This window comes from Lysobacter alkalisoli, from assembly GCF_006547045.1.
GTDB classification, from domain to species: domain Bacteria; phylum Pseudomonadota; class Gammaproteobacteria; order Xanthomonadales; family Xanthomonadaceae; genus Marilutibacter; species Marilutibacter alkalisoli.
In genome coordinates this window covers 170,159-195,296 of record NZ_CP041242.1, presented here as the reverse complement: position 1 = coordinate 195,296, position 25,138 = coordinate 170,159, and the positions used below count along the sequence as shown (strand labels likewise).

General features: G+C 68.2%; 21 protein-coding genes and 1 pseudogene. 5 read left to right on the top strand and 17 right to left on the bottom strand.

Going from position 1 to position 25,138, the window contains the following annotated elements; genetic code table 11:
- Positions 1-70: 70 nt before the first annotated feature.
- Both oleD and oleC read right to left on the bottom strand, forming a co-directional pair.
- Positions 71-1,084, bottom strand: a complete 1,014-nt coding sequence (gene oleD, locus FKV23_RS00860; protein ID WP_141622164.1) for a 2-alkyl-3-oxoalkanoate reductase — start codon at positions 1,082-1,084, stop codon at positions 71-73.
- Positions 1,081-2,790, bottom strand: coding sequence for an olefin beta-lactone synthetase (gene oleC / locus FKV23_RS00855; protein ID WP_141622163.1), 1,710 nt, complete (start codon positions 2,788-2,790; stop codon positions 1,081-1,083). Before oleC ends, oleD begins: the two co-directional genes overlap by 4 nt.
- A 150-nt stretch (positions 2,791-2,940) precedes the next feature.
- Between oleC and FKV23_RS00850 the strand changes: the two genes are divergently transcribed.
- Positions 2,941-3,348, top strand: a complete 408-nt coding sequence (locus FKV23_RS00850; RefSeq protein WP_141622162.1) for a YkgJ family cysteine cluster protein — start codon at positions 2,941-2,943, stop codon at positions 3,346-3,348.
- Between the two features lie 35 nt (positions 3,349-3,383).
- Here FKV23_RS00850 and FKV23_RS00845 read toward each other — a convergent pair whose 3' ends face one another.
- The 15 genes from FKV23_RS00845 to FKV23_RS00775 all read right to left on the bottom strand — a co-directional run bounded on the left by FKV23_RS00845 (position 3,384) and on the right by FKV23_RS00775 (position 21,112).
- Positions 3,384-4,280 carry an alpha/beta fold hydrolase gene (locus FKV23_RS00845; protein WP_141622161.1) on the bottom strand — a complete coding sequence of 299 codons (897 nt, stop codon included), beginning with the start codon at positions 4,278-4,280 and terminating at the stop codon, positions 3,384-3,386.
- A 98-nt stretch (positions 4,281-4,378) separates the two neighbouring features.
- Positions 4,379-5,098 (bottom strand): phospholipase D-like domain-containing protein, encoded by a 720-nt coding sequence (locus FKV23_RS00840; RefSeq protein ID WP_141622160.1) that lies wholly within the window; start codon positions 5,096-5,098, stop codon positions 4,379-4,381.
- Between the two features lie 10 nt (positions 5,099-5,108).
- On the bottom strand, positions 5,109-10,403 hold the full coding sequence (locus FKV23_RS00835) for a DNA repair ATPase (RefSeq protein WP_208543210.1): 5,295 nt from the start codon (positions 10,401-10,403) through the stop codon (positions 5,109-5,111).
- 210 nt (positions 10,404-10,613) lie between these two features.
- Entirely contained in the window at positions 10,614-12,605 is a 1,992-nt protein-coding gene (locus FKV23_RS00830) for a flotillin family protein (protein WP_141622159.1), read from the bottom strand.
- 63 nt (positions 12,606-12,668) lie between these two features.
- A complete protein-coding gene (locus FKV23_RS00825; RefSeq protein WP_141622158.1) occupies positions 12,669-13,313 on the bottom strand; it encodes a hypothetical protein in 645 nt (214 codons plus the stop codon).
- Between the two features lie 125 nt (positions 13,314-13,438).
- Positions 13,439-14,131 (bottom strand): PspA/IM30 family protein, encoded by a 693-nt coding sequence (locus tag FKV23_RS00820; RefSeq protein WP_141622157.1) that lies wholly within the window; start codon positions 14,129-14,131, stop codon positions 13,439-13,441.
- Positions 14,132-14,182: 51 nt separating this feature from the next.
- Positions 14,183-14,797, bottom strand: a complete 615-nt coding sequence (bacA, locus tag FKV23_RS00815; protein ID WP_141622156.1) for a biofilm formation regulator BacA — start codon at positions 14,795-14,797, stop codon at positions 14,183-14,185.
- Positions 14,798-14,970: 173 nt separating this feature from the next.
- Entirely contained in the window at positions 14,971-15,216 is a 246-nt protein-coding gene (locus FKV23_RS00810) for a hypothetical protein (protein ID WP_141622155.1), read from the bottom strand.
- Positions 15,217-15,310: 94 nt separating this feature from the next.
- Positions 15,311-15,784: a phosphotransferase gene (locus tag FKV23_RS00805; RefSeq protein ID WP_141622154.1), complete on the bottom strand. Its 474-nt coding sequence runs from the start codon at positions 15,782-15,784 to the stop codon at positions 15,311-15,313.
- Positions 15,781-18,135: an MMPL family transporter gene (locus tag FKV23_RS00800; protein ID WP_141622153.1), complete on the bottom strand. Its 2,355-nt coding sequence runs from the start codon at positions 18,133-18,135 to the stop codon at positions 15,781-15,783. The genes FKV23_RS00805 and FKV23_RS00800 overlap by 4 nt, the downstream gene beginning before the upstream one ends.
- Positions 18,132-18,839 (bottom strand): LolA-related protein, encoded by a 708-nt coding sequence (locus FKV23_RS00795; RefSeq protein WP_244244053.1) that lies wholly within the window; start codon positions 18,837-18,839, stop codon positions 18,132-18,134. Before FKV23_RS00795 ends, FKV23_RS00800 begins: the two co-directional genes overlap by 4 nt.
- Positions 18,763-19,761 (bottom strand): LpxL/LpxP family acyltransferase, encoded by a 999-nt coding sequence (locus FKV23_RS00790; RefSeq protein ID WP_141622152.1) that lies wholly within the window; start codon positions 19,759-19,761, stop codon positions 18,763-18,765. Before FKV23_RS00790 ends, FKV23_RS00795 begins: the two co-directional genes overlap by 77 nt.
- Complete coding sequence (locus FKV23_RS00785; RefSeq protein WP_141622151.1) at positions 19,758-20,045, bottom strand: hypothetical protein; 288 nt, start codon at positions 20,043-20,045, stop codon at positions 19,758-19,760. The genes FKV23_RS00790 and FKV23_RS00785 overlap by 4 nt, the downstream gene beginning before the upstream one ends.
- A gap of 72 nt (positions 20,046-20,117) precedes the next feature.
- Positions 20,118-20,810, bottom strand: a complete 693-nt coding sequence (locus FKV23_RS00780; RefSeq protein ID WP_167284869.1) for a COG4648 family protein — start codon at positions 20,808-20,810, stop codon at positions 20,118-20,120.
- 32 nt (positions 20,811-20,842) lie between these two features.
- Positions 20,843-21,112 carry a phosphopantetheine-binding protein gene (locus FKV23_RS00775; protein ID WP_141622150.1) on the bottom strand — a complete coding sequence of 90 codons (270 nt, stop codon included), beginning with the start codon at positions 21,110-21,112 and terminating at the stop codon, positions 20,843-20,845.
- Positions 21,113-21,219: 107 nt separating this feature from the next.
- Between FKV23_RS00775 and FKV23_RS00770 the strand changes: the two are divergent.
- The 4 genes and pseudogenes from FKV23_RS00770 to hemB form a co-directional block, all read left to right on the top strand.
- A pseudogene (locus FKV23_RS00770) lies at positions 21,220-22,584 on the top strand (NAD(P)/FAD-dependent oxidoreductase); the annotation flags it as partial.
- Between the two features lie 80 nt (positions 22,585-22,664).
- Complete coding sequence (locus FKV23_RS00765) at positions 22,665-23,690, top strand: chorismate transformation enzyme, FkbO/Hyg5 family (RefSeq protein ID WP_141622148.1); 1,026 nt, start codon at positions 22,665-22,667, stop codon at positions 23,688-23,690.
- 158 nt (positions 23,691-23,848) lie between these two features.
- Entirely contained in the window at positions 23,849-24,097 is a 249-nt protein-coding gene (locus FKV23_RS00760; protein ID WP_141622147.1) for a hypothetical protein, read from the top strand.
- Positions 24,098-24,146: 49 nt separating this feature from the next.
- Entirely contained in the window at positions 24,147-25,136 is a 990-nt protein-coding gene (gene hemB, locus FKV23_RS00755; RefSeq protein WP_141622146.1) for a porphobilinogen synthase, read from the top strand.
- Positions 25,137-25,138: the final 2 nt, after the last annotated feature.

The following is a 25,138-nucleotide window of genomic DNA, read 5'->3' as shown; positions in this document are numbered from 1 at the left end:
GGCGCACCTCCCGCACGGGTGCCGTCGGTCGTGCCGGATTGGCACGCTTCGAGCATCGTCCGTTGGGGTGTTAGCTGCGGGTGACTGCCATGTGTGTGGAACCGGCAGCCTTCAGTCTTGTGAACCCCTCGTCAATGGACACCCGCGGCACGTAACCGAAATCGCGCGCGGCCGGTTCCATCGAGTACCAGTGGGTGGTCGCCAGTTGCTCGGCCAGGAAGCGGGTCATCGGCGGCTCGCCCTTCAACGGCAACAGGGTCCACAAGCCCTCGCAAACCACCCCGGCCGCATAGGCGACACCGAATGGCAGCGACTTGTCCACCGTCGGTGCACCGGCCGCGGCCAACAGACCGTTGACGATCTCGCGCAGCGGACGCGGCTCGCCGTTGCTGATGAAGTAGGCGCGGCCGGCGCAGGCGCGACCCGGCGCGAGGTGGTCGAAGGCGTCGAAGTGGGCCTGGGCGGCGTTGTCGATATAGGTGGTGTCGATGAGATTGTGGCCCCCGCCGACCAGGCGCAGGCGGCCGGCGTGGGCACGCTCGACCAGTCGCGGCAGCAGTTGGTTGTCGCCGACGCCCCAGATCAGCCGCGGCCGCAGCGCCACCGTCGCCAGGCTGGCGGAGTTTGCACGCAGCACCGCCTTCTCGGCGATCTGCTTGGTCGCGGCATATGGCGCCTTCAGGCCTTCGCCATAGGGCACGGTATCGGCGGTGCCGCCCTCGACCGGATGGGTCGCGCGGTGGGTCACGCTGGGAGTGGAGGTGTAGACGAGCTTGTCGATGCCGTGCACGCGGCAGGCTGCGATGACGTTGTCGGTGCCGATGACGTTGGCATCGAAATAGCTGTCGTAGCTGCCCCAGGCGCCGGCCTTGGCGGCGTTGTGGAACACCGCGCCGCAACCGTTCGCCGCAGCGATGACCGCGTCGCGCTGGGCAAGGTCGCCCTGCACCTGTTCGACGCCGAGTTTCTCCAACGCGTCGTAGTAGCCGCGGTTGTAGCTGACCACGTGATGCCCGCGCTCGCGCAAGCCACGGCACAAGGCCTGGCCGAGGAAACCGCCGCCGCCTGTCACCAGGATCTTCATCGCGTCACCCCTGCTGCCCACACCGCCAGCTTCTCGCGGCCGATCTTGGCATTGTGACGGATGTCGACCGGGAACTTCGGGTGGTGCAGGAAGCGGTCGATGCCGGCGCAGTGCGGGTGTGCGGCGGCGATATCGCGCAGTTCGCGTTCGATTCGCGGCCAGTCGCGCGTCGTCACGCCTTCGGCCAGTTCCACGCACAGCACCGGCCGCTGCGAGCCCCGTGCGCCGATGCCGACCAGCGCGGTGCGGCGCACCTGTGGATGCACGTTGAACACCGGTTCGACCTGCTCGGTGTAAAGCGGGCCGGCGGCGGTCTCGACGCGATGCGACTTGCGGCCGCAGAACCACAGCCGGCCGTGTTCGTCGAACCAACCGACGTCGCCCATGCGGTGGACGACGCGTTCGCTTCCGTCGGGCAAGGTCTCGCGGATCTTCGCGAGCCGGGTTTGCTTGTCGCGATTGAAATAGGCATCGGTCGCGGTCGGGCCGGCGACGGTGATCTCGCCGATCTCTCCAGACGGCAGCAGCTCGGCCTGCGACCAGTCGGCGATGGCCTCGTCAGTGATACGGATGATGCGGACCTCGTTCGGCGGCACCGGGCGGCCGACGCAGGTGCCGGCGCCGCGTTCGGTCGCTTCGCGGGTGGCCTGCAACTCGCGGCCTTCGATCACCGCGACCGGCAGGCATTCGGTGGCGCCATAGGGGGTCCAGAAACTGGCATCGTCGGGCAGCAGCTCGCGCATTTTCGCCACCACTTCCGCCGGGACCGGGGCGCCGGCCGAGGTGACACGCTTCAGTGTCGGCAGCGGCTGGCCGTGGTCGGCCAGCACCTTCATCAGCGCCGGCGAGCCGAACAACTGGTCGATGCCGAAACGCGCGATCGCGTCGTGCAGCTTGCGTGGCTCGGCCTGCGCGGGCCGGGTCGGGTCCATGTCCGGGATCACCGAGGTCAGGCCGAGCGCGGGATCGAAGAGGGCGAACGGCGGGAAGGTCGGCAGGTCGACCCCGCCCGCCTCGATCCCGAACGCCGCGCGCATCAGCCCGATCTGGGCAACGAAGTGGCGGTGGCGGTAGACCACGCCCTTGGGCACCCCGGTCGAGCCGCTGGTGAAGACGATCGCGGCGACTTCGTCCGGCGCGGTGTCCGCCAGCTGCGGGCCGGCGTCCCGCCCGTCCGCCTCGACCTGCGCCAGCGTCGCATCGGCCAGCCAGGCGCGGCGGCCGGTGCTGATCCGCACCCGCGCCGACTTCGCCCAGCCCAGAAGTACGCGCGCGAACTGCGCCAGCGGGATGCCGATGAAGGCCTCGGCCTGCGCCTCGTCCAGGCATTGCTTCAGCGCGCGCTTGTCGATGCCGGGATCGACCAGCACCGGCACCGCGCCGGCCTTGAACAGCGCGAACATCAACAGAAAGAACTCGGGCGAGGGCCGCACCATCACCACGGTGCGGGTGCCGCGGCCGATGCCGTGGCGGGCGAGGCCGGCGGCGATCGCATCGCTGCGCGCATCCAGCTCGCGGTAGCTCAGGGTCTGGTCGTAGCGGGCCAGCCCGTCCGGGCCGCGACGGCCGGGGCAGCGCATGGCGATGCGGTCGGGGGCCTCGACGGCCAGCCGCGGCAGGCTGGCAGCGATGTTGCACGGGGCGCCGGGGGGGGCCGTCGTGGCGACCGGGCCGGCCGCGACCGGAGTGTCTTGGGGAAAACTCATCCGCCTATTGTCGCCGCTCATGGGCCGGCCCGCGTACCCGCCGGCTCATCGGGGGTAATCGGCCTCGGGGGCACTTGCGCGCGGCCGCGGAATTCCCAAAATTCCGCCACCCCCATTCCACCTGCATCAACTACAACCCGGACGGCGGCCATGAGCCACCCCTGCCTGACCTGCGGCGCCTGCTGCGCCACGTTCCGCGTCTCGTTCCACTGGGCCGAGACCACCCCCACCCTCGGCGGGACCGTGCCGGAAGAACTCACCGAACGCTTCGACCACCATCGCGTGGTGATGCGCGGCACGTCCTCCAAAACACCACGCTGCATCGCCCTCGATGCCGAGATCGGCGTGCATTCGCGCTGCTCGATCCACGCGATCAAGCCCAGTGTATGCCGCGAGGTGCCGGCGTCTTGGGAGCATGGGGAGCCGAGCCCGCAATGCGACAAGGCCCGCCTCGGCCACGGCATGCCGGTGCTGACCCCGGCCGACTGGGACTTCCCGACCGAACCGACGGAGCCGCCCACCGAGCCGCCGGCCCCCGTCACGCCGATGGCGGCCTGAGGTTCTTCTCCGCCGTTCCGGGCGCGGTGGCGGCCTTACGTCGAGCGGCGATCCAGGAAGTCACGGATCGCCGGCACCAGCACTTCGGCCTCGTCTTCCAGCACGTAGTGGTTGGCGTCCTCGAACGCGTGTACTTCGGCCTGCGGCAATGCAGCGATGAAGCCGTCGAGAAAATGCTTGTCGAACACGAAATCGCGCAGGCCCCAGCCGATGAACACCGGCCGGTCGGCGTACTCGTGCAGCGCCCGCGCCGACTCGGCCAGTAACGGCCAGGCACGGTCGCCCTCGCCCAGCGGGATGTCCTGCATGAAGCGCAGGGTGCTGATCGCGTTGGTCCAACCGTCGTAGGGCGCGGTGTAGGCGCGGCGCACCGCGCGCGGCATGCGCTTTTCCACGCCAACCCACGCCGCACCCCGCGCGAACAGGTTGAAGGCGCGGATCATGAAGCCGCCAAGCTTCGAATCGCGACCAAGCGACAGCTGCCACGGCATCGGCTTGGCCGCCGGCAGCGGGAACGCGGCGGTGTTGAGGATCACCAGCCGCCGCACCCGTTCACGTCGTGCCAGCGCCCAGCCGAAACCGATCATCCCGCCCCAGTCGTGCACCGCCAGGGTCAGCGGACCGGTCACGCCGAGATGCTGCAGCAGTGCCTCCAGATCGTCGACGCGCGATTGCAGGGTGTAGTCGTAGGCCTCATCACCGGGCCGGTCGGACAGGCCCATGCCGACGTGGTCCGGCACGATGCAGCGGTAGCGACCGGACAACCCCGACACCAGCTTGCGCCAGTAATAGCTCCACGACGGATTGCCGTGGACCATGACGACGACCTCGCCATCGCGCGGGCCCTCGTCGAGAAAGCTCATGCCGATACCCGGCCGCACCTCGAAGCGCCTGGGGGTGAAGGGATAGTCGGGGTAGGTGGCGGCGGACATCAGGGGGCTCGACGGGGCCGGGACAGGTCGGGGGCGGCATTATCCGCTGTTGCAGCTGCAAGGCCCAACTGCCGGCAGCCCGAAGCTTTCAGGCCTGCTCAGGCCACCGCCAGTGCGTCCAGGATTGGGGCGGTATGTCGGAATCGCTCCCACAGAATCTCGAATCGGCCACCGAAGCAGCGCACCAGATGCGCATTATCGGTCACCGCGAGGTTCTCCTCGTTGTACTCGCTCGCGCTGCGGGTCCAGTTGAAGCTGCCGTTGGCCAGCCAGCGGCCGTCGAACAGGGCGAACTTGTGGTGCATGTGGTGCGGGCTGTCGTCGATGCGCACCGGCACGCCACGACGATGCAGCCAGGCGACGTCGCTGCCGGCATCGTGCAGCTTGTCGTTGTCGCTGACCACCCGCACCGCGATGCCGCGCCGGTGCGCTGCGTCGATTTCCTCGCGCAGGCGGTCGTCGGAGATCGTGTACACGCAGATGTCGATCGCGTGGCGCGCGCCCCGGCACAGCTCGCGCAGCTTTCGCAGGCAGGCATCGCCCGGGGTGAAGCAGGCGGTGGACTCCACGGACGCGACCGCGGTCGCCATGTCCAGGGTCCTGACCACCTGCTCCAGCCACTTCAGCACCTCGGGCACAGCGCCAGGATCGGCCTGCATCAACTCGCGGCCCATCGCGAACGCACGATTGCGCAGGTAGCGCACCCGCTCGCGATCGAGCTGTTCGCCCAATGCCCGCAACTCGTGCTTCTCGCCCGGGTCCAGGCGCCGGTCGTCGATGCTGTCGCGGAGCACCCGGTCCAGTTGGCTGAAATCCATGCCGCGCTCCTCAGCGCCGGGTGCGGCCGTGCAGGCGGTCGGCGAACTCGGCCAAGGCCTGCTCCAGCTGCTGCTGGCGCTCGGTCTTGATGGCCGGGGTCGTCTCGTCGCGCTCACGCAGGTGGTTGGCGATCTCGCCGAGCAGCAACGACTGCTGTTCGGCACGGGCCTGCATGCCCTCGGCCAAAGGCGACAGCGCTTCGACCAGGGCGGAGGGGAACCGGTCGACGGACATGGCCCCGGCAGCCACCGACGCCGGCCGTTCGGCCAGGCGCTCGAGCAGGGTGACGATCTCGGCCCACGGTGCCGCGTCGCCGGACGAAGGCGAGGCACCGGCCCGTGACTCCAGCGCCTTCACCCCCTCCACCAGGTCGGCCAGCTGGGCGACCACGCGCGCGCCGACATCGGCGTCCTCACCACCCATCGCCTTGTTGCGCATGAAGTCGCGCTTGATCTGCGCCCAGCGCAGTTGCTGTGCTTCATCCATCGTGCCGCGCAGTTCGGCCAGCTTGAGCAGGTTCTCCTCGGCGCCGGTGGTCAGCAGTTGGGCCTCGCCGAGGTAGTGGTCGGCGATCAGCTGCTGCAGCTCGGCATCGTTCATCACCGGCGAGATCTTCTCGGCCAGCTTGTTCATGTTGCGGTAGCTGCCCTGCAGCCGGAACGGCGGCTCGGTGCGGTACTTGTCGGCCTGCGCGGCACTGGCGATGTATTGCTGGTTGACCCGGTAGACCACGTCGCGGACCTTGAGCAATCGTTCGAGCGTGGCACCGATCTCGTTGATCTCGGCGCCGCTGTAGGTGTGGCTGAGCGCGTTGGCGGAAAACTCCTTGCCCTGCACCTTGTCGACGAAGCGGTACAGGTCGGCCAGGTCGCGGGTCGCCAGCGGCGCCAGCACCGGGTTGGAGGTCAGGCAGTTCTCGATGTAGCTGAGGGTGAACGCGTCCTCCATGCCGCCGAGCACGTCGCCGAGGTTGTAGATGTCGGCGCGGTTGGCGAGCATGTCCGGGATCTTGAACACCTCGCCGGACTCGGTGTACGGGTTGCCGGCCATGACCACGCAGAACTTCTTGCCGCGCATGTCGTAGGTGCGGGTACGGCCCTTCCACACGCCCTCGATGCGGCGGGTGCCGTCGCACAGCGAGATGAACTTCTGCAGGAACTCGGGATGGGTGTGCTGGATGTCGTCGACGTACAGCATCACGTTGTTGCCCATCTCCAGCGCCAGGTTGAGCTTCTCCAGCTCCTGCCGCGAGGTGGCGTCGGGCGCCTGCGCCGGATCCAGCGAACGGACCTCGTGGCCGAGCGCGGGCGCATTGATCTTCATGAAGATCAGGCCGAGCCGGTGCGCCACGTACTCCATCAGCGTGGTCTTGCCGTAGCCCGGGGGCGAGATCATCATCAGCAGGCCCATCAGGTCGCTGCGCTTGGATTCGCCGACCGTGCCCATCTGCTTGGCCAGGTTGTCGCCGATCACCGACAGGTATACGTCGTTGATCAGCTTGTTGCGCACGAACGAGCTCAGCGGACGCGGCTTGAACTCGTCCAGCCGCATCGCCTCGCGCTCGCGCGCGACGATCGCCTGCCGCTGTGCCTGGTAGCGCTGGAAACCGGGCACGAACACCTCGCGATGGGTGCGCAGGCGGGCGGCGAAGTCGTCCACCGCGATGCGCATCTTTCCGTCGACGATGCGTGGATGCTCGCCGAGCAGACCTTCGACATCGGCATGCAGGTCGACCTCGGTGATCTTCAGCCCGAGCGTATCGCCGAGCAGCAGCAGGGCGACCGCCTCGTCGACATGGCGTGACAGCGCGGCATGCACGGGGTCGGCGCACAGTGCCTGCAGCCAGTCGCGAGCCAGCGACCAACGCGCCACCGGACGGGCTTCGAGCCGGGTCAGTGCCTGCTCGAAACCATCCCGGGCCCGGGCCTCGTCGAGCCGGTCGTGCAGGGCATCGATCAGCTGTCGCGCATGGCGGCTGGCGAGGAACGATGGCTTCGGCACCGCAAGCTCGCCGACCAGGTAATCGGCCGCGCGCGGGCACACGTCGGCCTCGAATGGCAATGCGCCGCTTTCCACGCAATCCGCGATCGCGGCCGCGACCTCGCGTTGCAACGCCTCGATGCCATCCCGACGCCCCAGCAGTCGGGCGATGTCGTGGACGGTACGTGCTCGATCCGGCCACTGCCCTGCATCGTCGCCGGACTGCAGCAACGACCAGGCCAGCCACGCCAGCGCACGCGCGTCCGGCGCATGCACCAGGCTGCCGGCGCTGTCCTGCAGCGGCAGCAGGGCTTGCAGGATCAAGGTGGCGTCGTGGTCGTGGATGCCCTTCTCGTATCCCTCGCGATAGCGCGGGGCGGCGAAGTCGCGCACCCGTTTCGACAGGGTTTCCGGTTGCGCCAGCGCCTGCCGGAGCCGGTCGCGGTCGAGCCCGTCGCGGCCCTCGTGCGCGGCGTCGAGCATCAGCCCGGCCAGGTACTCGCCACGGTAGAGTTGCGGTGATTCCGAATCCAGCGACACCTGCCAGAACCCGCGCAGTTCCTCCAGCGTGGGGTCCTGCAGCGGTTCGAAGTAGTCGGTGCCAGTCAGGTGCAGCGACAGACCGTCGCCGCGCGGCATCACGGTCAGGTCGAGTTCCTGGGTGTTGACGCTGAAACGATGGCGCGGGCCGAGCTTGATGACGTCGCCGCCGGCCTCGAACAGTTCGCTGCGGTCGCGCAGGCCGCGCACGGCCTGGTCGCGCGCGCCCTTGAGGCGCGCCTCGACATCGTCCGCGCGCACGTTGTCGCGCAGCGTGCGCAGTCGTTCGACCAGCTCGCGCAGCTTGAGGATCAGCGGGTCGCCGGCGAAGAACGCGTTGAGTTCATCGGCCGAAGCCAGCCGCGCGGTCCGCCGTGACAGGCCGTCGAGGATGCGCGTGGCCGCGTCGGCCACCGATTGCGCCTTGCGCTGGCGATCGTCGAGCAGCGCCTGCTTGTGGCTTTCGAAGGTCTCCAGCAGTTCCTCGCGCTTGGCGAGGATGTCGGCGAGGAACTGGTCGTGCTCGCCGAACTGGCTCTCCAGCTCCTCCAGCTGCACCATCAGCCGCGACAATTGCTCGTCGCAGCGCTCCGGGTCCTGGGCGAGCGCCAGCGCGCTGGCGATGCTCTGGGAGAACAGGCTGAACTGGGCGCCGAACTGCGCCACCGACTCGGCCGAGCCCAGCGACTTGCGACGCTGCTCGGCGCGCGCCTTGGCCTGGTTCAGCCGCGCATAGATTTCCGAGATCGACTCGACGATATGGGTCCGGCGGGTCGCGTCGTCGACCTTCAACGTCGCCATCAGTTCCGACAGCATGTCGAGGTCGGCCGACATTGCCTGCATCGACGCCAATGGCTCGGCCAGCGCGCTGACGCTTTCCGCCGCCTGGGCCTGTTCGTCGAGTCGCTTGAGTTGTTCGGTGAACGGCGCCAGTGCGCGTTCACCGGCCAGGAACTCGCCGGTCGCGACGCCGATGCGGTCCTGCGCCTCCAGCAGCGCCGCCTCCATCGCGTCGATCGCAGCGACATCCATGTAGCGGTAGTCGCGCAGCGTCAGCAGGTGGCCGCGCTGCCGCGACAGGGCGCCCAGCGCTTCCACGTATGGCTGCACAGTGTCCCAGTCGTCCGTCATCAGGCTGCCGAGCAGGGCCTTCTGCGCGACAACGGCTTCGGCCATGGCCTGTGCCGACTGCCGGCGGATGCTCTCGACCTTCTCGTACTCGTCGAGCACCGATTCGCTGGTGGCGACGATGCCGTGCAGCAGCGGCGCCACCTCGCCGGCCTGCGGATCGGCCAGCCAGTGGTGCAGGTCGAACAGGCGGCGCGCGTCCTGGGCCAGCTGGCCGTAGCGCTGCAGCGACACTTCGTCGGCCTCGATCTCGCGCACCAGGTTGTAGAGATCGGAAATGCCGCGCACCAGCTCGGCGTTGCCGATCCGGCCCATGAAGGTGTTGCCGGCCGGCTGGCGGGCGGCGAACTCGTCGCTGGTGAACGGGGTCCGCCAGACCTGCATCGGATGGACGCGGGTCGGATCGTCGCTTTCCGAGCTGAAGATCACCATGCGGCCATCGGCGAGGCGTGCATGGCCATGCCCGAACATCGGCGTCTGCAACCGTCGCTCGATCATGTTGTAGGTGAACAGCGCGATGCGGCCGGCGACCGGCTCGTAGAACACGTACAACACGTCCTCGCCGTTGGGCGAGCGCAGCGCGCGCTTGAAGCGCATGCCCTGCATCGACTGTTCGAACGCCCGGTACTCGCCGTTCTGCAGGTAGTAGCCACCCGGGAACACGATGCCGTGGTCTTCCGGCAACTGGATGCAGGCCTGGCCGATCTCGTCGATACGACGGACCTGGCGGGTCAGCGTGTTGTAAACGAAGTGCCGCCACTGCGTCTCGCGGTACGGCAGCACCTTCAACAGCATCAGGCTGCCGAGCCGTGCGAATGCGACCTTCGCGTCGTCCAGCGACTGGGTCTTGTCCTCGACCGGTTCGCGATGGATGCCCTCGCCGTCGTCGGTGTTGTTCTCGATCTTGATGGTCAGATCGCCGCCGATGGTCTCGACGAATACGGTGTCGAGGATGTTCAGATGCGGGTGGCGGCCGTTGACCGCCATCTCGCGGGTGGCCTCGGTCCACTCGAAGTCGTATGGCGCCGGCAGCGCGATGTCGCGCTCGCCGCGGTTATCGATGTAGCGGACCTCGCGGCCCTCGTCGCTGATCGCCCAGCGGAACACGCGCAGGTCGTCGAGCCTCTCGCCGATCTGGAATGCCGCCAGCAGCTTGCCGTTGCGCACCGCCAGCTGCAGCAGCCGGGTGTCCTTGTAGTAGGCGTAGAGCTCGGCGAAGTCCCGAACGAACCCGGCGTCGCCGAGGAAGCTGTCGGCGAGCCTGATCGGGGTGACGTCGTGACCGTCGCCGGACTCGACCAGCTGGTACATCGAGAACACGTCCTCGACCCGGGTTTCCTTCTTCAGCCCGATGAAGACGTTGTAGCCGAACAGCAGGCGGTCGCCGACCTGGACCAGGTCGCGGGCGACGCAGTTGTTCTCGGTGCGCACGCGCAGGCGCCCGACCAGTTCCATCCGGCTGCTGCCGAATTCCTGCAGGCGCTGCGTGTTGAGCGCCTCGGCCAGGCCACGCAGATTCTGGCCCTGTTCGGCCAGTCGCCGCTGCAGGACTTCATAGGCGCCGCCTTCGGCGACGGCCTTGTCCACTGCGCTATCCGCCCCGGCCATCTTGCCGGGTGCGTCATGATCGGTCGATTGCGCGGTCTGTTCCGCCATGGGTCTCCATCCTGTCCCTGCACGGGGCGATCAGTGCGGCGCGGCGGCCGTTGCATCCAAGAGATGTCTGTTCACGATCTTCGATTTTCTGCTCGTCACTCCCGCGAAAGCGGGAATGACGGCTGTTCCGAGGCATCCCGGGACCACGAACAGGCTCCAACGGGTTGTTGAAGAACGCCGGCCGGACTCAGCGCCCGGCCGGCGATGCCATCAGGAATCCAGCGGCCGCCCTTCCGACTTGGCCACGCCGTCGCCCTTGCCCAGCGCCATCAGCCGCTGCAGCACGTCCTGCACGATCGGGCTCTTGCCGGCGACGCCCTCGATCGCCTTGCCCACCGACAGCGCCTTGGCGAAGGAATTGAAGAACTCGCCCTCGCCACCGACGATGTCGATGTTGGCCTTGCTGAGCGCGGCGGCCAGCACGTCGGCCTGTTCCTTGGCGACGTCCTTGTTGGCCTCGATCGAGGCGATCGCCTGCTCGAAGTTCTTCTCCAGCTGCATGCGGAACTCCTCGTGGGCGCGGGCGTCGTCGGTCAGCGCTTCCAGCGCGCCGAACTTCTCGCCCAGGCCCTCGGCCTCGGCCTTGAGCTTCTGCAGCAGCACGTCGGCTTCGGACAGGCCCACGTCGCGGGTCGCCTTGGCCTTGGCCTCGCCGAGCGACTGCTCGCCGCGCGCCTGTGCCGTCAGCTTCTCCTCCAGCACCTTGGCTTCGGCCAGGCCCTTTTCCTGCCCGCCGCGCGCCTCGGCGATGAGTTTCTCGGCGGCGACGCGCGCCTGCGCCAGGCCCTCTTTCTCCTGTGCCGCAGCCGTGACCTCGAGCACCCGCGCATCGGCCAGGCCAGGTGCCGCGCGCTCGGCTTCGATGCCTTCGGCCAGCTTCTTCTTGGCCTCGGCCTGCTTGGCTGCGGCCTCCAGGTCGGCCTGCGCCATCACCGTGACCTCGACCGCCTTGTGGCGGGACGCGGTCTCGTCGGCCTCGGCCTGCTTGACCTGGCGCACCAGCTCCTGCTCGGCCTTGGCCTGCGCCTCGAGGATGATGACCTGCTTGTGGCGGTCGGCCTCGGACACCTCGCGCACTTCCTTGATACGCTCCTCCTCCTGGGCGACGGTCTTCTCGACCGCGACCCGCTCGCGGATGACGTTGGCGATTTCCTTGCGCTCGACCTCCAGCGCCTTTTCCTTCTCGATCTTCTGCAGCTCGACCTCACGCTCGCGCGAGACGATCTCCAGGTCCTTGGCGCGGGTGACCTTCTCGACCTCGATCACCACCGCGCGCTGGCGGTTCTGCTGGGCGACCTCGACCTCGCGCAGGCGGTTCTCCTCGCGGATGTCGAGCTGCTCCTGCACCGTGATGCGCGCCTGTTCGGCCTTCAGACGCTCCTCTTCCTGCACCTTCAGGGTCTCGGCTTCCTCGCGCGCCTTGATGGTTTCGATCTCGCGCTTCTGCCGCGCCTCGGCGTCGGCCTGCTGCCGCTCCAGCGCCAGCATCGCCTCTTTCGTCTCTACGTTCTTCTTCTTGATCGCCAGCTCTTCGTTGCGCGAGAGCTCGTTGGTGATGACGTTCTGCGCCGCGGTCAGCTCGGTGATCTTGCGGATGCCCTCGGCGTCGAGGATGTTGCTCGGGTCCAGCGACGACTTCGGAGTCTGCTCGAGGTAGTCGATCGCGACGTCCTCGAGGATGTAGCCGTTGAGGTCGTTGCCGATCACATCGACGATGCTGTCGCGGAATTCCTGCCGGTTCTCGAACAGCTTCACGAAGTCGATCTTCTTGCCGACCGTCTTCAGCGCCTCGGAGAACTTGGCGTTGAACAGTTCGTTGACCGCACCCTTCTCCGAAGCGCGATCGACACCGATCGACTTGGCCACCTTGAGCACGTCCTGCTGGGTCTCGTTGACACGCAGGTAGAACGCCACGGTGATGTCGGCGCGCATGTTGTCGCGGCAGATCAGCCCATCCTTGCCGCGTCGGTCGACCTCCAGGGTGATCAAGGAGATCTTCATGAACTCCTTCTTGTAGACCACCGGGTAGACCAGCGCACCGGTGAAATGCACCTTCGGCGTCGACGACAGATCATTGACGATCAACGCGGTGCCCTGTGGCACCTTGATGTAGAAGGCCTTGAACAGGCCGAACAGGCCCAGTATCAACACGAACAGCACGCCCGCGCCGATCAGGAACGGCAGTATTTGCTCAATCATCATTACCCCATCTCCGTATGACTCGTTCTGTAGAAGCCGGTCCCGATATCGCGCAACCAATGCACGTCACAGGCCCTTGAATTCGTCCTCGCCGATCACGCGGTAGGCGTTCTCGGTTTCCAGGTACTCGATCAGCACGATCCGGTCACCTCGCCCGAACGTTCTGCCGCCGTCGCTGTCGTTTCGGACCTGCAGTATCAGACCCGCACCGCCGTCCTCGACATTGGCGGTGCCCTGCCGGGCATCCACCACCGAGCTGCGCACCACCCCGGCCATGCCCAACAAGGAGCGTATCGGCGCCGGACGCAGTTTTTCGAACATCTTTCGCACTGGTCGCAACACCACGCTGGTCACCGGTACTGCCGCGACGAACGCGCCCAGCATGACGCCACTGCCTGTCAGCAGCCGCAGCCAGCCGCCCGGCAGATGGCGCAGCACCAGATAGTCGGCGAAGTAACTGAGCAGCCAGGCAAAGAACACCAGCACGGTGAATACCAGCATCAGTGGCAGGCCACCGAGTCCGAACTTCATCAATGCTCCTGCGAAACCATCGACTTCGACTGTGTCGAAATCCGGCGCAATCCAGCCATCCAGCGCTTCCATCTCGACCAGGCCAAGTGCCGCCAGCAGCCAGTAGCCAACCGCCACGGCCAGCAGGATGCTGAACAGCACGGTCGGATAGGAAAAAACGATCTGCAGGAAAATCTCCATCGCCCACTCCCGATGCCGTCAACTCTCGACGTCGCGCCCTGCCATGGCGGCAGGCTGCCGGGCTTCCCTGCCCGGACCGGTCGATGGGTTCCGTCCCGTCACCTGCACGCTCAGCCGGCCTGGGTTCAAACGGCTTGTTTCTTCTTCAACCGCTCCAGCACCGAATCGGCACTGACCGCGTCGGCGATGATGCCGGCTTCCTTCAATTTCGCGTCGACCGCGTCCTGGCCCTCGTCCTTGGCCAGTTCGGCCGCGGCCTCCATGCGCGCGCCGCGCTCGGCCTGCTTCTGCTTGATCCGTTCCAGTGAGTCCACTGCCGTCTGCAGCTTGCTCTGCGAGCCGCTGTAGCGGTGGGCAACGGTGGACTGTGCGCGCTGCACGCTCTCGGTGGCCTTGACCGTGTCGACCTGCTGCTTGAGCCGGCGGATGTTGGTCTCGGCCTGGGTGATCGACTTGCGCAGGTCGGCCACGCTGGCGAAGAACTGCTCGACCTGCTGCTGCTCGCCGTCGCGCACCGTTTCCAGCGTCGCGATCTTGCCGGCGACTTCGCGGGCCAGGTTCTCGTCGCCGGAATCCAGCGCCTTGATCGTGTAGGCCTCGTACTCGGCGATTTTCTCGTTCGACTTCGCCAACCGGCCTTCGGCCAGCTTGAGCTTGGCCATGATTTCGGCCAGCGCCTCCTTCGACCGGCGCAGTTCGACGTCCGAGTCGCGGATCTCCTGGTCGAGGATGCGCAGCGCGTGGCCGTCGATGATCGACTCGCCCACTTCGGTCGCGCCGCCACGCAGCGCGGTCAACAGCTTGCTCCAGATGTTCATCGTGTTTCTCCGTTCCTGTCTGTCATGTGCTGTGCGTTGATGCAGGCGGGATCAAGCGGCGTCACGCAGGCGCGATTCGAACGCCTCGGTGACCTTGATGACGTTGTCGGCCAGGGTGTCGATCTCGAACACCACGTTGGACAGCGACGAGTGCGCGTCCAGCGCGCCGAACATGATGTAGACCGGATCGCCGTCGATGGTCTCGATGCCGATGGTCGACAGCGGGAACAGTTTGTGGGTGCGCAGCACCTCTTCGTTGAAGGCGGCCGGGTCCTTGACCTGCGACACCGGCCACAGCAGTGCCTCGACGATGATCTGCTCGCCGACCACGGCCACGAACACCGGCAGGTCGCCGTAATCGTGCATGACCAGGTGCAGGCTGGGCTCGGCGCCGTCGAGCAGCTCGACCGACACCGCGCCGCTGCGGAAGGACTCCGTCGCCGCCAGCGCCTCGTTGAGGGCCTGCGCTGTCCAGACCTTGGGCTCGTTCATACCAATCTCCTTCTGGGTGGGCACCGAGCCGCGGGGCTGGCGCATGCGTCGTTCCACTGCCGCGAGCTCGTCACCGAACTCGGGCAGGATCCAAAGCTCCTTCTTCACCAACCCCATCTCCCGCAACTTTTCACGGTGACGGCGCTGGTAGTAGGCGGAGGTCTTGCGTTCCATGGGAATCGACATTAACCCTCACATGTCACATGTGTCAATACCCACATGTAAACCTCTCTGTCATTACATGTAAACATGCGGGCGCGGTGGCGCCCGCTCGGCCCATTGCGCGGACCAGGCCGCATTGCCTGAGGAAGCCAGGGAACGCAGGGGCGGCAAACCGGCGAGGCCGGTCAAGCCGGAATGTCGTGCCTGCGCCGGACCTCGCCGATACGCCGCGCCACTTCGGGCGCCACCGGTCCCTTTTCGGCCTGGACCAGGATGTTGCCCAGCACCCGTCGCTCGTCCGGGTCGATGACATGGTCGCGCAGGGCCAGGTCCAGCAGGCCGTTCAACTCGGCGACATCCAGCTGGCCGTCGTCGGCAAACACACGAATCGACGCCAGTGCGATTTCGAGGTGGCTATGGGGTTGGGTCATGGGTCATGTCCTTATGAGGAAAAATGGGAAAGCACGAGGCTTGCGGAGGTCGCAGCTTACACGCGCGCCTCAGCACTCGCATGGACCTCGCGACTCACAGCCGGGGGCCCTCCTGATCATCTTGCCGCGGCTCGCCCAGGGCGACCGTCGCCCGGCCCTGCGCGATCACGCGGTCGGCGTGCAGGATGCGAAAGGTGTAGAGCTGGCTGGCCGGACTGTCGGCGAGGCGTTCGGCTTCGCCGATGAGCGGGCCATCGAGGTCGTCGATGCGCGCGACCGCCAGTTCGACACCACGCAATGCGACCAGCATGCCGGCGCGCGCCGGCAGGGCGTCGCGGCGGGCGAGCAGGCCTCCATGCACGGCCATTGCCTGGGCGCCGTATTCGCACAGGTGCACCGCGGACAAACTGTCGTGATGACGCAGCGGATGGCCGGGGTCGCGATGATTGCCGGCCAGCAACCGGATCGTGCCGTCGTCCCAGCCCAGCACCTCATCCCACAGGCACATCGCACCCTGGTGCGGAACCAGCGCAAGGATGTCATCGCGTACGGGTATGGGCGCCTTCATACGCGCAACGCCGACCGACGCGTGACCAGCAACGCCAGCACCAGGTTGAACAACACCCCCAGCGCGACGGTGGTGCCGATCGCACGCAGCACCGGGATCGACGACAGTGCAAGCAGGCTGAACACCAGCAGGGTCGATGCCGCGCAGACCATGACCGCGTGCAGGGTGCGGCACTGCTCGGCATGGTCGCCGCCTGCATGGTCGAAGAACAGCGCGTAATCCAGCCCAAGCCCGGCCGCCAGCATCAGCGCAACCAGGTGGAACAGGTTCAACTCGACTCCCAAGCCGCGCAACAGCGCCAGCACCAGCACGGTCGACAGCAGCATCGGCGCGAGCACGCGCAGGGTGCGGCGCAGGTCGCGCAACATCACGTACACGCCACCGGCCATCAGCAGCACCGCCAGCGCCAGCGCCCACAGCACCCGGGTGCGGTATTCGGCGACCAGCGACTCGGACGCCTGCTTGAGGTCGAGCAATTGCACATCGTGGGCCCGGGCAACCTGGGCCACACTGTCCGGATCTGCCAGGCCGGCCAGCGAGACCAGCGCGGTGGCGCGGCCATCGTCGGACAACCGTTCGCCGGTAAGCAGCAGGCCGGCCAGGGTGGCCTCCAGCGGAGTGCCGACGAGGTCGCCGGCCCGCAGCGGTGTGGCCGTACGCGCATGCTCGACGTCTTCGATGAAGCCTTCGAAAGCATCCGCACGGAACGGGCCGCCGGCCAATGCCGCGGCCAGTTCGCGGCGCAGGGTCGCCGGATCCGGCAGGCGCGCCTGGCGCTGGCGCTGGGTGGCCGCACTGGGCAGATAGCGCGCGGCCATGTCGTAGCCGACGATCACGTGGGTGGCGCGCAGGGTTTCCAGCGCCGGACGCAACTGCTCGGAACGGATCAGCACCGACTCGACATCCTCGCCCTGGATCGCAATCAGATAACGCACGTCCGGCGCTCCGAGCGCCTCGCGCAGTTGCAGGTCGCGTGCCAGCGCATCTTCCGGCACCGGGGTCAGCCGGGCCAGGTCGTTCTGCCAGAAGGTGCCGGGCACGAACACGATCACCGCGACCGCCAGCGCCGCCACGCCCAGCACGACCGGCATCGCCGGCCGGGGCAGCCGTTCGATGGTTTCGAGCAGGCGCGCCATGCGTGGACCTTCGGCAATGTCGCTCGACGCCGGCACAAGCAGGGCGGGCAGCAGGAAACGGGTGCCCAGCGCGGCGGTGGCAAGGCCGGTGACGGTGAACACCGCCAGCTGGCGCAGGCCATCGACACCGGAGACGAAGAAGGTCAGGTAGGCCAGGCAGGTCGAGGCGACACCGGTGGCGAGGGTGCGCCAGATCAGGCGGGCGCTGTCGCGTGGCGGCTGCTGCGGACGCAGGTGACTGAAGAGATGGATCGGGTAGTCGGCGGCGACGCCGATCAGGGTGAAGCCGAACGCGAGAGTGATTCCGTGCACCCCGTCGGCGAACAGCAGCGCCACCGCAGCCAGCCCGACCAGACCGGCGCTGGCAACCGGCAGTGCGGCCAACAGCGGCACCTGCCAGCGACGGAAGGCGAGCAGCAGGATCAGCGCGAAGCCACAACCACCGAGGCTGCCGAACAGGGTCGCCTCGCGCCGGGTATTGGCGGCGATCTGCTCGGAGAAGGCACCAGTGCCGCTGACGATGAGCTCGGATGGGCTGTCGCCGCGGACCGTGTCGAAGGCCTCACGCAAGGTAGCCAGCGCCGCCTGCTGGCCTGCGGGATCGAAGCCGGCGGCGCGGGTTTCCAGCAGCAACAGGGCCTGGTTGCCGTTGCGGTCGAACCAGACCCCGTGGCGCTTCTCCGGTGCGACCGGCGGCTGCCAGGCTTCGGCCAGTTTCAGGGCTTCCAGGGTCGGATCGCGGGCCAACAGCGGTTCGATCAGATCCGCCGCCGGCGAGCCGAGATCCTGCACGCGCTGGGCCAGCTCGTCGGCCAGCCAGGCGCGGTCGAGGGATTGCCGGTCGGCCGTAGCCGACAGCAGGTAGCGATACGGACGCAGGCGTTCGGGCACGGCGTCGAGGCCGCCATCGTCACCGTTGGCGACGACGTCGAAATGCGCTTCATCGGGTTCGCTGTCCGCAAGCGCCCCGCGCAAGGCCTGCGACTGCCGCGCCAGTTCGGCCGGCGCATCGCCCGACAGCGCCACCAGCAGCAGGCGCGCGCCCGGGCCTTCGCCCAATTCCTCGATCAACAACTTCTGCGCCGGGGTGCGCGCGCCCGGCATGAACCGGCGCAGGTCGCCGCTGAGCTGCAACTGCTGGCCGATCCAGAACCCGGCCGCGAGCAGCAGGCCCAGCCACAACAGGACCAGCAACAGACGCCTTGGCGCCGTCATCCACCGCCCTCCGTCGCGGCATCGCCGTGGCACAGCGCCTGCAATGCGGCCGGGTCATCGACGCCCTCGGCATCGATGACCGCGCCGGCCAGCAGACTGCGCTGGACCCCACCATCGACCGGCGTGCTCTCGATGCAGCGCAGTTCGGCGCCACGGCCGTACAAGGTCATGCCGGAAACGCGGGCGGCGAGGTCGGGATCGTGCGGCGACAGGTGCAGCGACCAGGCGCGACGGCTGCCCTCGACCTCGAGATCGTAGTGCTGCTCCAGCCGCTCGCGGTCGCCGGCCAGCAACGCGCCGAAACTGGCCTGCAACGCGGCCAGTTCGGGTGCGCGCGACATCGAAAAGCGTCGCGCGGCACGACCGTCGCGTTCGATCCTGACCATGCCGTCGGCGATCGTGGTGGTTTCGGTGTAGGGCGACAGCACCTGCCGGATCAGGGCGTCGTCGGCTTCACGCCGATACTCGCCGACCACCCGCAGCGGCGCCTTGAGCAAGGCCGAGCCGCGCAGTTCGAGAAATGGCGTGCGCGCCGGCGCCGGCCGCGCGATCTTCGCCAGCACCCAATCGGCCCCGGCCGGGCTGTCGACGCTGCCGGGCACGTCGACAGCCGGCTCGATCGCCTGCTCAATCGGCCCCGCGTGCAACGGAAGCGTCGTCGTGAGCAGTAGCGCCAGCAACAGCGGTCGGCGGGATTCGCGCATCGTCGTTCTGCCAGAAATCGTAGAAGTTGAACCAGTTGAAGGGGGCGCTGCGGGCATGCGACTCCAACCGCGCAGCGTAGCGATGGACCCATTGCGACAGCGTTCGTTCCCGCTCGCGTCGCGCGATCGTGCCGCCCGCATTGAACGGTTCGAACACCAACCGGTAGCGGCGCCCGCCCTGATACAGGCCGAACACCAGCACCACCGGCGCACCGAGCACTGCGGCGATTAGCCACGGAGCCAGCGGGAATGGCGCCGGCGCGCCCAGGAACGGCACCGGCTCGACCGTCTCGCCCGGACGCACACGGTCGGCCAGCACCGCGACCATGGCACCGTCATCGATGGCCTGGCGGATCGCGAGGACGATCGAAGGACCGTCCTGGCCGGCATCGATGATATTGCGCGCCAGCTCCGGATTGAGCGCGTCGAGCATCCCGGTCAAGGCAGGGTTGTGCTGCTTGTCGAGCACGATCCGCAACTGGACTTCGGAGTGTTTCGCGGCCAGCGCACGCAGGGCCTCGAAACTGCCCAGGTGGGAGCCGAACAGCAGCATCCCCTCGCCGCGCTGGGCCCGGCCCACGAGCGCCTCCAGCCCCTCGATCGCGATCTCGAAGTCATCGAACCGTCCGCACAGCAGGAACACCCGGTCGAGGATGGTGGCGGCAAAGGTGTGGATGTGGCGGGCGACATCGCGCAGTCGCGCACGACGGCCGAGGATGCGCTCCAGGTAGGCCCGTGAGGCACGCCGCTCCGGCCCGCGCATGGCCAGGTAGTACAGGGTGATCGGATACAGCAGCAGCCGTGCCGGGGTACGCCCGAAACGGCGGGCGAAGGTGCCGATCAGCCAGAACGCGACGCGACCGCCACCCTCCGGGCGCCGGGTCCAGTCGCCATTGCCCGATGCAGGCGTGGTCGTGCTCATGTGCCGCCGGCCTTCAGCTCGCCGCTGGCAAGCGGCGTTCCGTCATGCAGCACACGGAAACGCCAGCGCCTGCCGTCGCGATCAAGCTCGATACGTGCCGTCTGGCCCGGCAGCAATGGTTGCAGGAACTTCACCTGCGGCCACTGCCAGCAGGTGCCGGGCGCCGCACCGGCGGCTTCCGCGGCCTCGACCACGCGCTCGAGGATCACCACCCCGGGCACCAGCGGCCGGCCCGGGAAATGGCCGGGCAGGCATGGATGGTCGTGGGCGATGGTGAATTCCATGCACGCAGGATACCGGGCCGGGACGGAGAAACCTCCAGCCGCGTCCACAAGTGTTCGTGGATGCGGGGGCGCTCAGGGACGGGTGAACAGCCCGCGCCAGAACTCGGGGCCGAGCCGGCCCATCATCCGCATGAACTCGAGGAAGTTGCGGTATGGCCGGGCCGGGAACCAGCGCCGGCGCAACGCGTACTCGCCGACGAAAAACAGCCCGACCAGGCCGTAGTTGAGCAGGTTGGCGAACAGCGACCACTGTTCGCGGCTCACCGTCAGCGGCGCGCGGGTCCCCAGCAGGGCCAGGGCGCCGTCCGGCACCGCGATCAGGGCGAGCAGGCCGTTGACCACGCACAGCAGCGTCATCACCCCGGCCCAGGCGGCGGTCAGGCGCCGGGTATAGCGATGCAGCCGCGGCGGCAGCGCGGCCGGCTCGCAACGGTCCAGCGCAGCGACGATGCGGGTGATCAGGGCGCCGCGCGGGTCCGCCAGGCTGCGGGCGAAGAACCACGCCACCAGCCCGGTGAACAGCATCGGCGGCGCCAGCAGCAGCACTCGCGGCCACACCGTGCCATGCAGGGCGGCCAGCATCGCCAGCGCCGCGGCCAGGGCCAGCCAGGCCCGCAGCCGCCGGCATAACAGCCCTTCGACAAGCACGATCAGGACCAGGTCGGCCAGTGCCAGGGAGGCGGCGAGATCGCTGCCGCCAGCGGCCCAGTGCGCCAGCCATGGATAGGCCAGCGCCAGCAGCAGGCGCGGCAGGAGGCTGTGCATGGTGACTGAGCCCGGGCCGCCGCGAGGCCGGCTCAGGCCGCCTTCTGCTGGTCGATGTGCGCCGCCAGCGCGCGTAGCGAGGCGAAGATGCGGCGGTTCTCGTCGCTGTCCGAGCGCAGCTGGATGCCGTGCTTCTTCGAGATCGCCAGCGCCAGCTCCAGCGCATCGATCGAATCCAGCCCCAGGCCCTCGCCGAACAGCGGGGCCTCGGGGTCGATCCCTTCGGGAGCCACCTCTTCCAGGTTCAGGCTCTCGACCAGCAGTTCGGCCAGTTCGCGTTCGGCGGCGGTTTGTACGGACATCAGGCGTCTTCATGACAGCGGAACAGGGACGCAACGATCCGGCATCGGGCGCGTCGGCGCAAGCCGGAGCCATGTTTCGCGATCGGCCGCCCGGCTATCATGTCGTGATGACCGAGCCCGCCGCCATGGATGCACCGCCCGCCGCAGCCCCCGAAACCTGCGACGTGCTGGTGATCGGCGGCGGCCCGGCGGGCAGCACCGCGGCCACCCTGCTCGCCCGCCGCGGCTGGCGCGTGGTCCAGCTGGAGAAGGACGCCCACCCGCGCTTCCACATCGGCGAATCGCTGCTGCCGATGAACCTGCCGATCCTCGAACGCCTCGGCGTGCTCGAACAGGTGCGCGCGATCGGCGTCCACAAGCCGGGGGCCGACTTTCCGATTATCGACGAGCCCGGACGCGCAGGCGACTGGAACACCTTCCGTTTCGATCGCGCGATCGACGCGAAGTTCGGCTACGCGTTCCAGGTCAGGCGCGAGGATTTCGACAAACTGCTGTTCGACCACGCCCGCAGCAGTGGCGTCGATGCGCGCGAGCGGGTGCGGGTGGAGCAGGTCGAGTTCGGCGATGACGGCCGGCCCGCACGCGTGCATGCGCGCGATACGGACGGCCGCGTACGGGTATTCGCGCCGCGCTACCTGGTCGACGCCAGCGGCCGCGACACCGTGCTCGGGCGTCGGCTCAAGCTCAAGCGCAAGAACGACAGGCACCAGTCGGCGGCGATCTTCAGCCACTTCCGCGGCGTACAGCGGCGCGCCGGCGAGGATGCCGGCAACATCACCGTTCAGCGTTTCGAGCACGGCTGGATGTGGCTGATCCCGCTCCCGGACGGGGTGATGAGCGTCGGCGCGGTGTGTTTCCCCGAGTACCTCAAGCAGCGCCGCGGCGACAGCGAGGGCTTCCTGATGCAGACCCTGCTGTCGGTGCCGCAGGTCGCCGAGCGCATGCAGGGCGCGCAGCGCGTCGGCGACGTCCACGTCACCGGCAACTACTCCTATACCTGCAAACGCATGTCCGGCCCTGGCTGGGTGATGGTGGGCGATGCCTATGCCTTCGTCGACCCGGTGTTCTCCTCCGGCGTCTACCTGGGCATGAACAGTGCCGAGCAGGCTGCGGCCGTGGTCGACGCCAGCCTGCGCGATCCGGGCCGCGAACATGCGCAGCAACAGGCGATGGAGAAGCGGCTCAAGCGCGGCCTGCGCCACTTCCAGTGGTTCATCTATCGCTTCACCACCCCGGTCATGCAGCGACTGTTCAACCAACCACGCAACTACTGGCAGATCGAACAGGCGGTGATCTCGATGCTGGCCGGCGATGTGTTCGACAACCCGGCCGTGCTGCGGCGGCTGCGCGCGTTCCGGCTGGTCTACGCATTGACCGCGCTGCGGCTCGCCCCTGCCGCGCTGCAGGGCTGGCTGCGCCGACGCCGGCAGGTAGGGATCCGCTTCGAGGGCGACACTCTGTACCAGGCCACGCCCCTGACCACGGAAGCCGACGCCGCCAATGCCGCCGCCGGCACGACGCCCGCCAGGCCGGCACTGCAGGAGACCGGCCGATGAACGCGAATGTGGCCCTCGATACCCGGGCCCCGCGGCTGTCGGTCGACTACGTCGCGGCCGACCCGGCTTCGCTGCTGACCGATGACGCTGTGCTGGCGGTACTCGGCTTCGGCCGTGATGCCCCCGTCTGCGACGACCCGCGCTACCTGCGGGTCGGCCTGGAGCCGCACGGCGCTGCATTGCTTGAAGTCTGGCGCAGCACCGGCCCGGTCCGGCATGGCCGCGACGGCGAGCTGGCATGGGCCGAGGACGGCACCCTGCTGTTCGGCGCCCTGGAAACAGACGAGGCTCCGCTGGTCGGCAACGACACCGATATCGAGGCCGCCGCCGAACACACCTACCGGCGGATGGAAGCCTTCATCCACGCCCGCGGCTACCCGCACCTGCTGCGGTCCTGGAACTACCTCGCCGACATCACCCATGGCGAGGACGACAGCGAGCGTTACCGGCGCTTCTGCATCGGCCGCGCCCGCGGGATCGCCCCGTCGGGCGGCGTGATCGCCCCCGGCACCCTGCCCGCGGCGACCGCAATCGGCCGCACCGATGGCGTGCGCCGGCTGCAGGTCTACTGGCTGGCCGCGCGCCGCCCCGGCAGCCCACTGGAGAACCCGCGCCAGGTCAGCGCCTGGCGCTACCCACGCCAGTACGGACCGCAGCCTCCAAGCTTCGCCCGCGCGATGTTGCCGCCGGCCGGCAGCACGATGCCGTTGCTGTTGTCGGGCACCGCGGCGGTGGTCGGCCACCAGACCCGCCACGCCGAATCGGTCGCCGACCAGCTCGCCGAGACCTTCGCCAACTTCGACAGCCTGTTCGCAACCGCGCGCGAGCAACGTCCGTCGCTGCCACCCCGATTCGGTGGCGGCAGCCGGCTCAAGGTCTATGTGCGCGACCGCGACGCGATCCCGACGGTCGAGCGTCTGCTGGCCGAACGGCTCGGTCCGGACGTGCCGCGGATCGTCCTGCACGCCGCAATCTGCCGCCGCGACCTGCTGATGGAGATCGACGGCGTGCATGACGGCTGACGATGTCGCCATTTCGGCCTTGGGTCGGGATGGCGGCTCGGACATGACGGCACCGCCGTAGCGGACGCCGGCGTGACCTCCGGGACAGGCATGACCGCGCCACTTCGGCCACTCTATCCGGCAATGGGCGATGTCGCCCCGGCCGGGAGGAACGCACGATGGGACTGATCAGCCTGCTCTGGGGCATTGTCGCGATGATCTGGATGGTGGTCGCGCTGATCCCGCTGCTCGGTTGGGGCAACTGGTTCCTGATCCCGTTCGCCGCCATTGGCGCGGTGATCGGCGCGATCGGGGTGCTGTTCACCCGCAGCGAGCGCAACGGCCGTGCCAAGGCCGGGCTGCTGCTCAACGGCATCGTGATCGTGGTCGGCATCGTCCGGCTCGGCATGGGCGGCGGCGTGATCTGAATTCCCCTGCCGCCACGCGCGGCACCGGCCATCGGCGTAAAATCCGCGCATGGCCTATCCCGATACCCGCATGCGGCGGATGCGCCGCGACGAGTTCTCGCGCCGGTTGATGCGCGAGCACGTCCTCACCGCCGACGACCTCATCTACCCCGTCTTCGTCCACGAGCGCGACGGCCGCGAGGCGGTCGCCTCGATGCCCGGCGTCGAACGGCTGTCGATCGACGAACTGCTGCGCGTGGCCGAGCAGGCCAGCGAGCTGCGCGTGCCGGCGCTGACCCTGTTCGGCGTGCCGGAGGTGGAGAAGAAGACCGCCGACGGCGCCATCGCCTGGGCCGACGACGGCATCGTCCAGCGCGCGGTGCAGGCGTTGAAGAAGCGTTTTCCCGAGCTCGGCGTGATCACCGACGTCGCCCTCGACCCCTACACCACCCACGGCCAGGACGGTCTGCTCGACGACGACGGCTACATCCTCAACGACGCCACCGTCGAGGCGCTGGCCAGGCAGGCGCAGTCGCATGCCGACGCCGGCGCCGACGTGGTCGCACCGAGCGACATGATGGACGGACGCATCGGTGCGATCCGTGCCGCGCTGGAGGAGGCCGGTCACGTCAACACCCGCATCCTCGCCTACAGCGCCAAGTACGCCAGCGCGTTCTACGGCCCGTTCCGCAGCGCGGTCGGCTCGGCCGCGGCGCTGGGCAAGGGCAACAAGCACACCTACCAGATGGACCCGGCCAACGCCGACGAGGCCCTGCACGAGGTCGCGCTCGACCTCGACGAAGGCGCCGACATGGTCATGGTCAAGCCTGGCCTGCCCTACCTCGACATCGTGCGGCGAGTGAAGGACGAATTCCGCATGCCGACCTACGTCTACCAGGTCAGCGGCGAATACGCGATGCTCAAGGCCGCCGCACAGAACGGCTGGCTCGACGAGCGGGCAACCGTCATGGAAGCCCTCCTCGCCTTCAAGCGCGCCGGCGCCGACGGCATCCTGACCTACTACGCCCTCGACGCCGCGCGCTGGCTGCGGGAGGGGTGAGA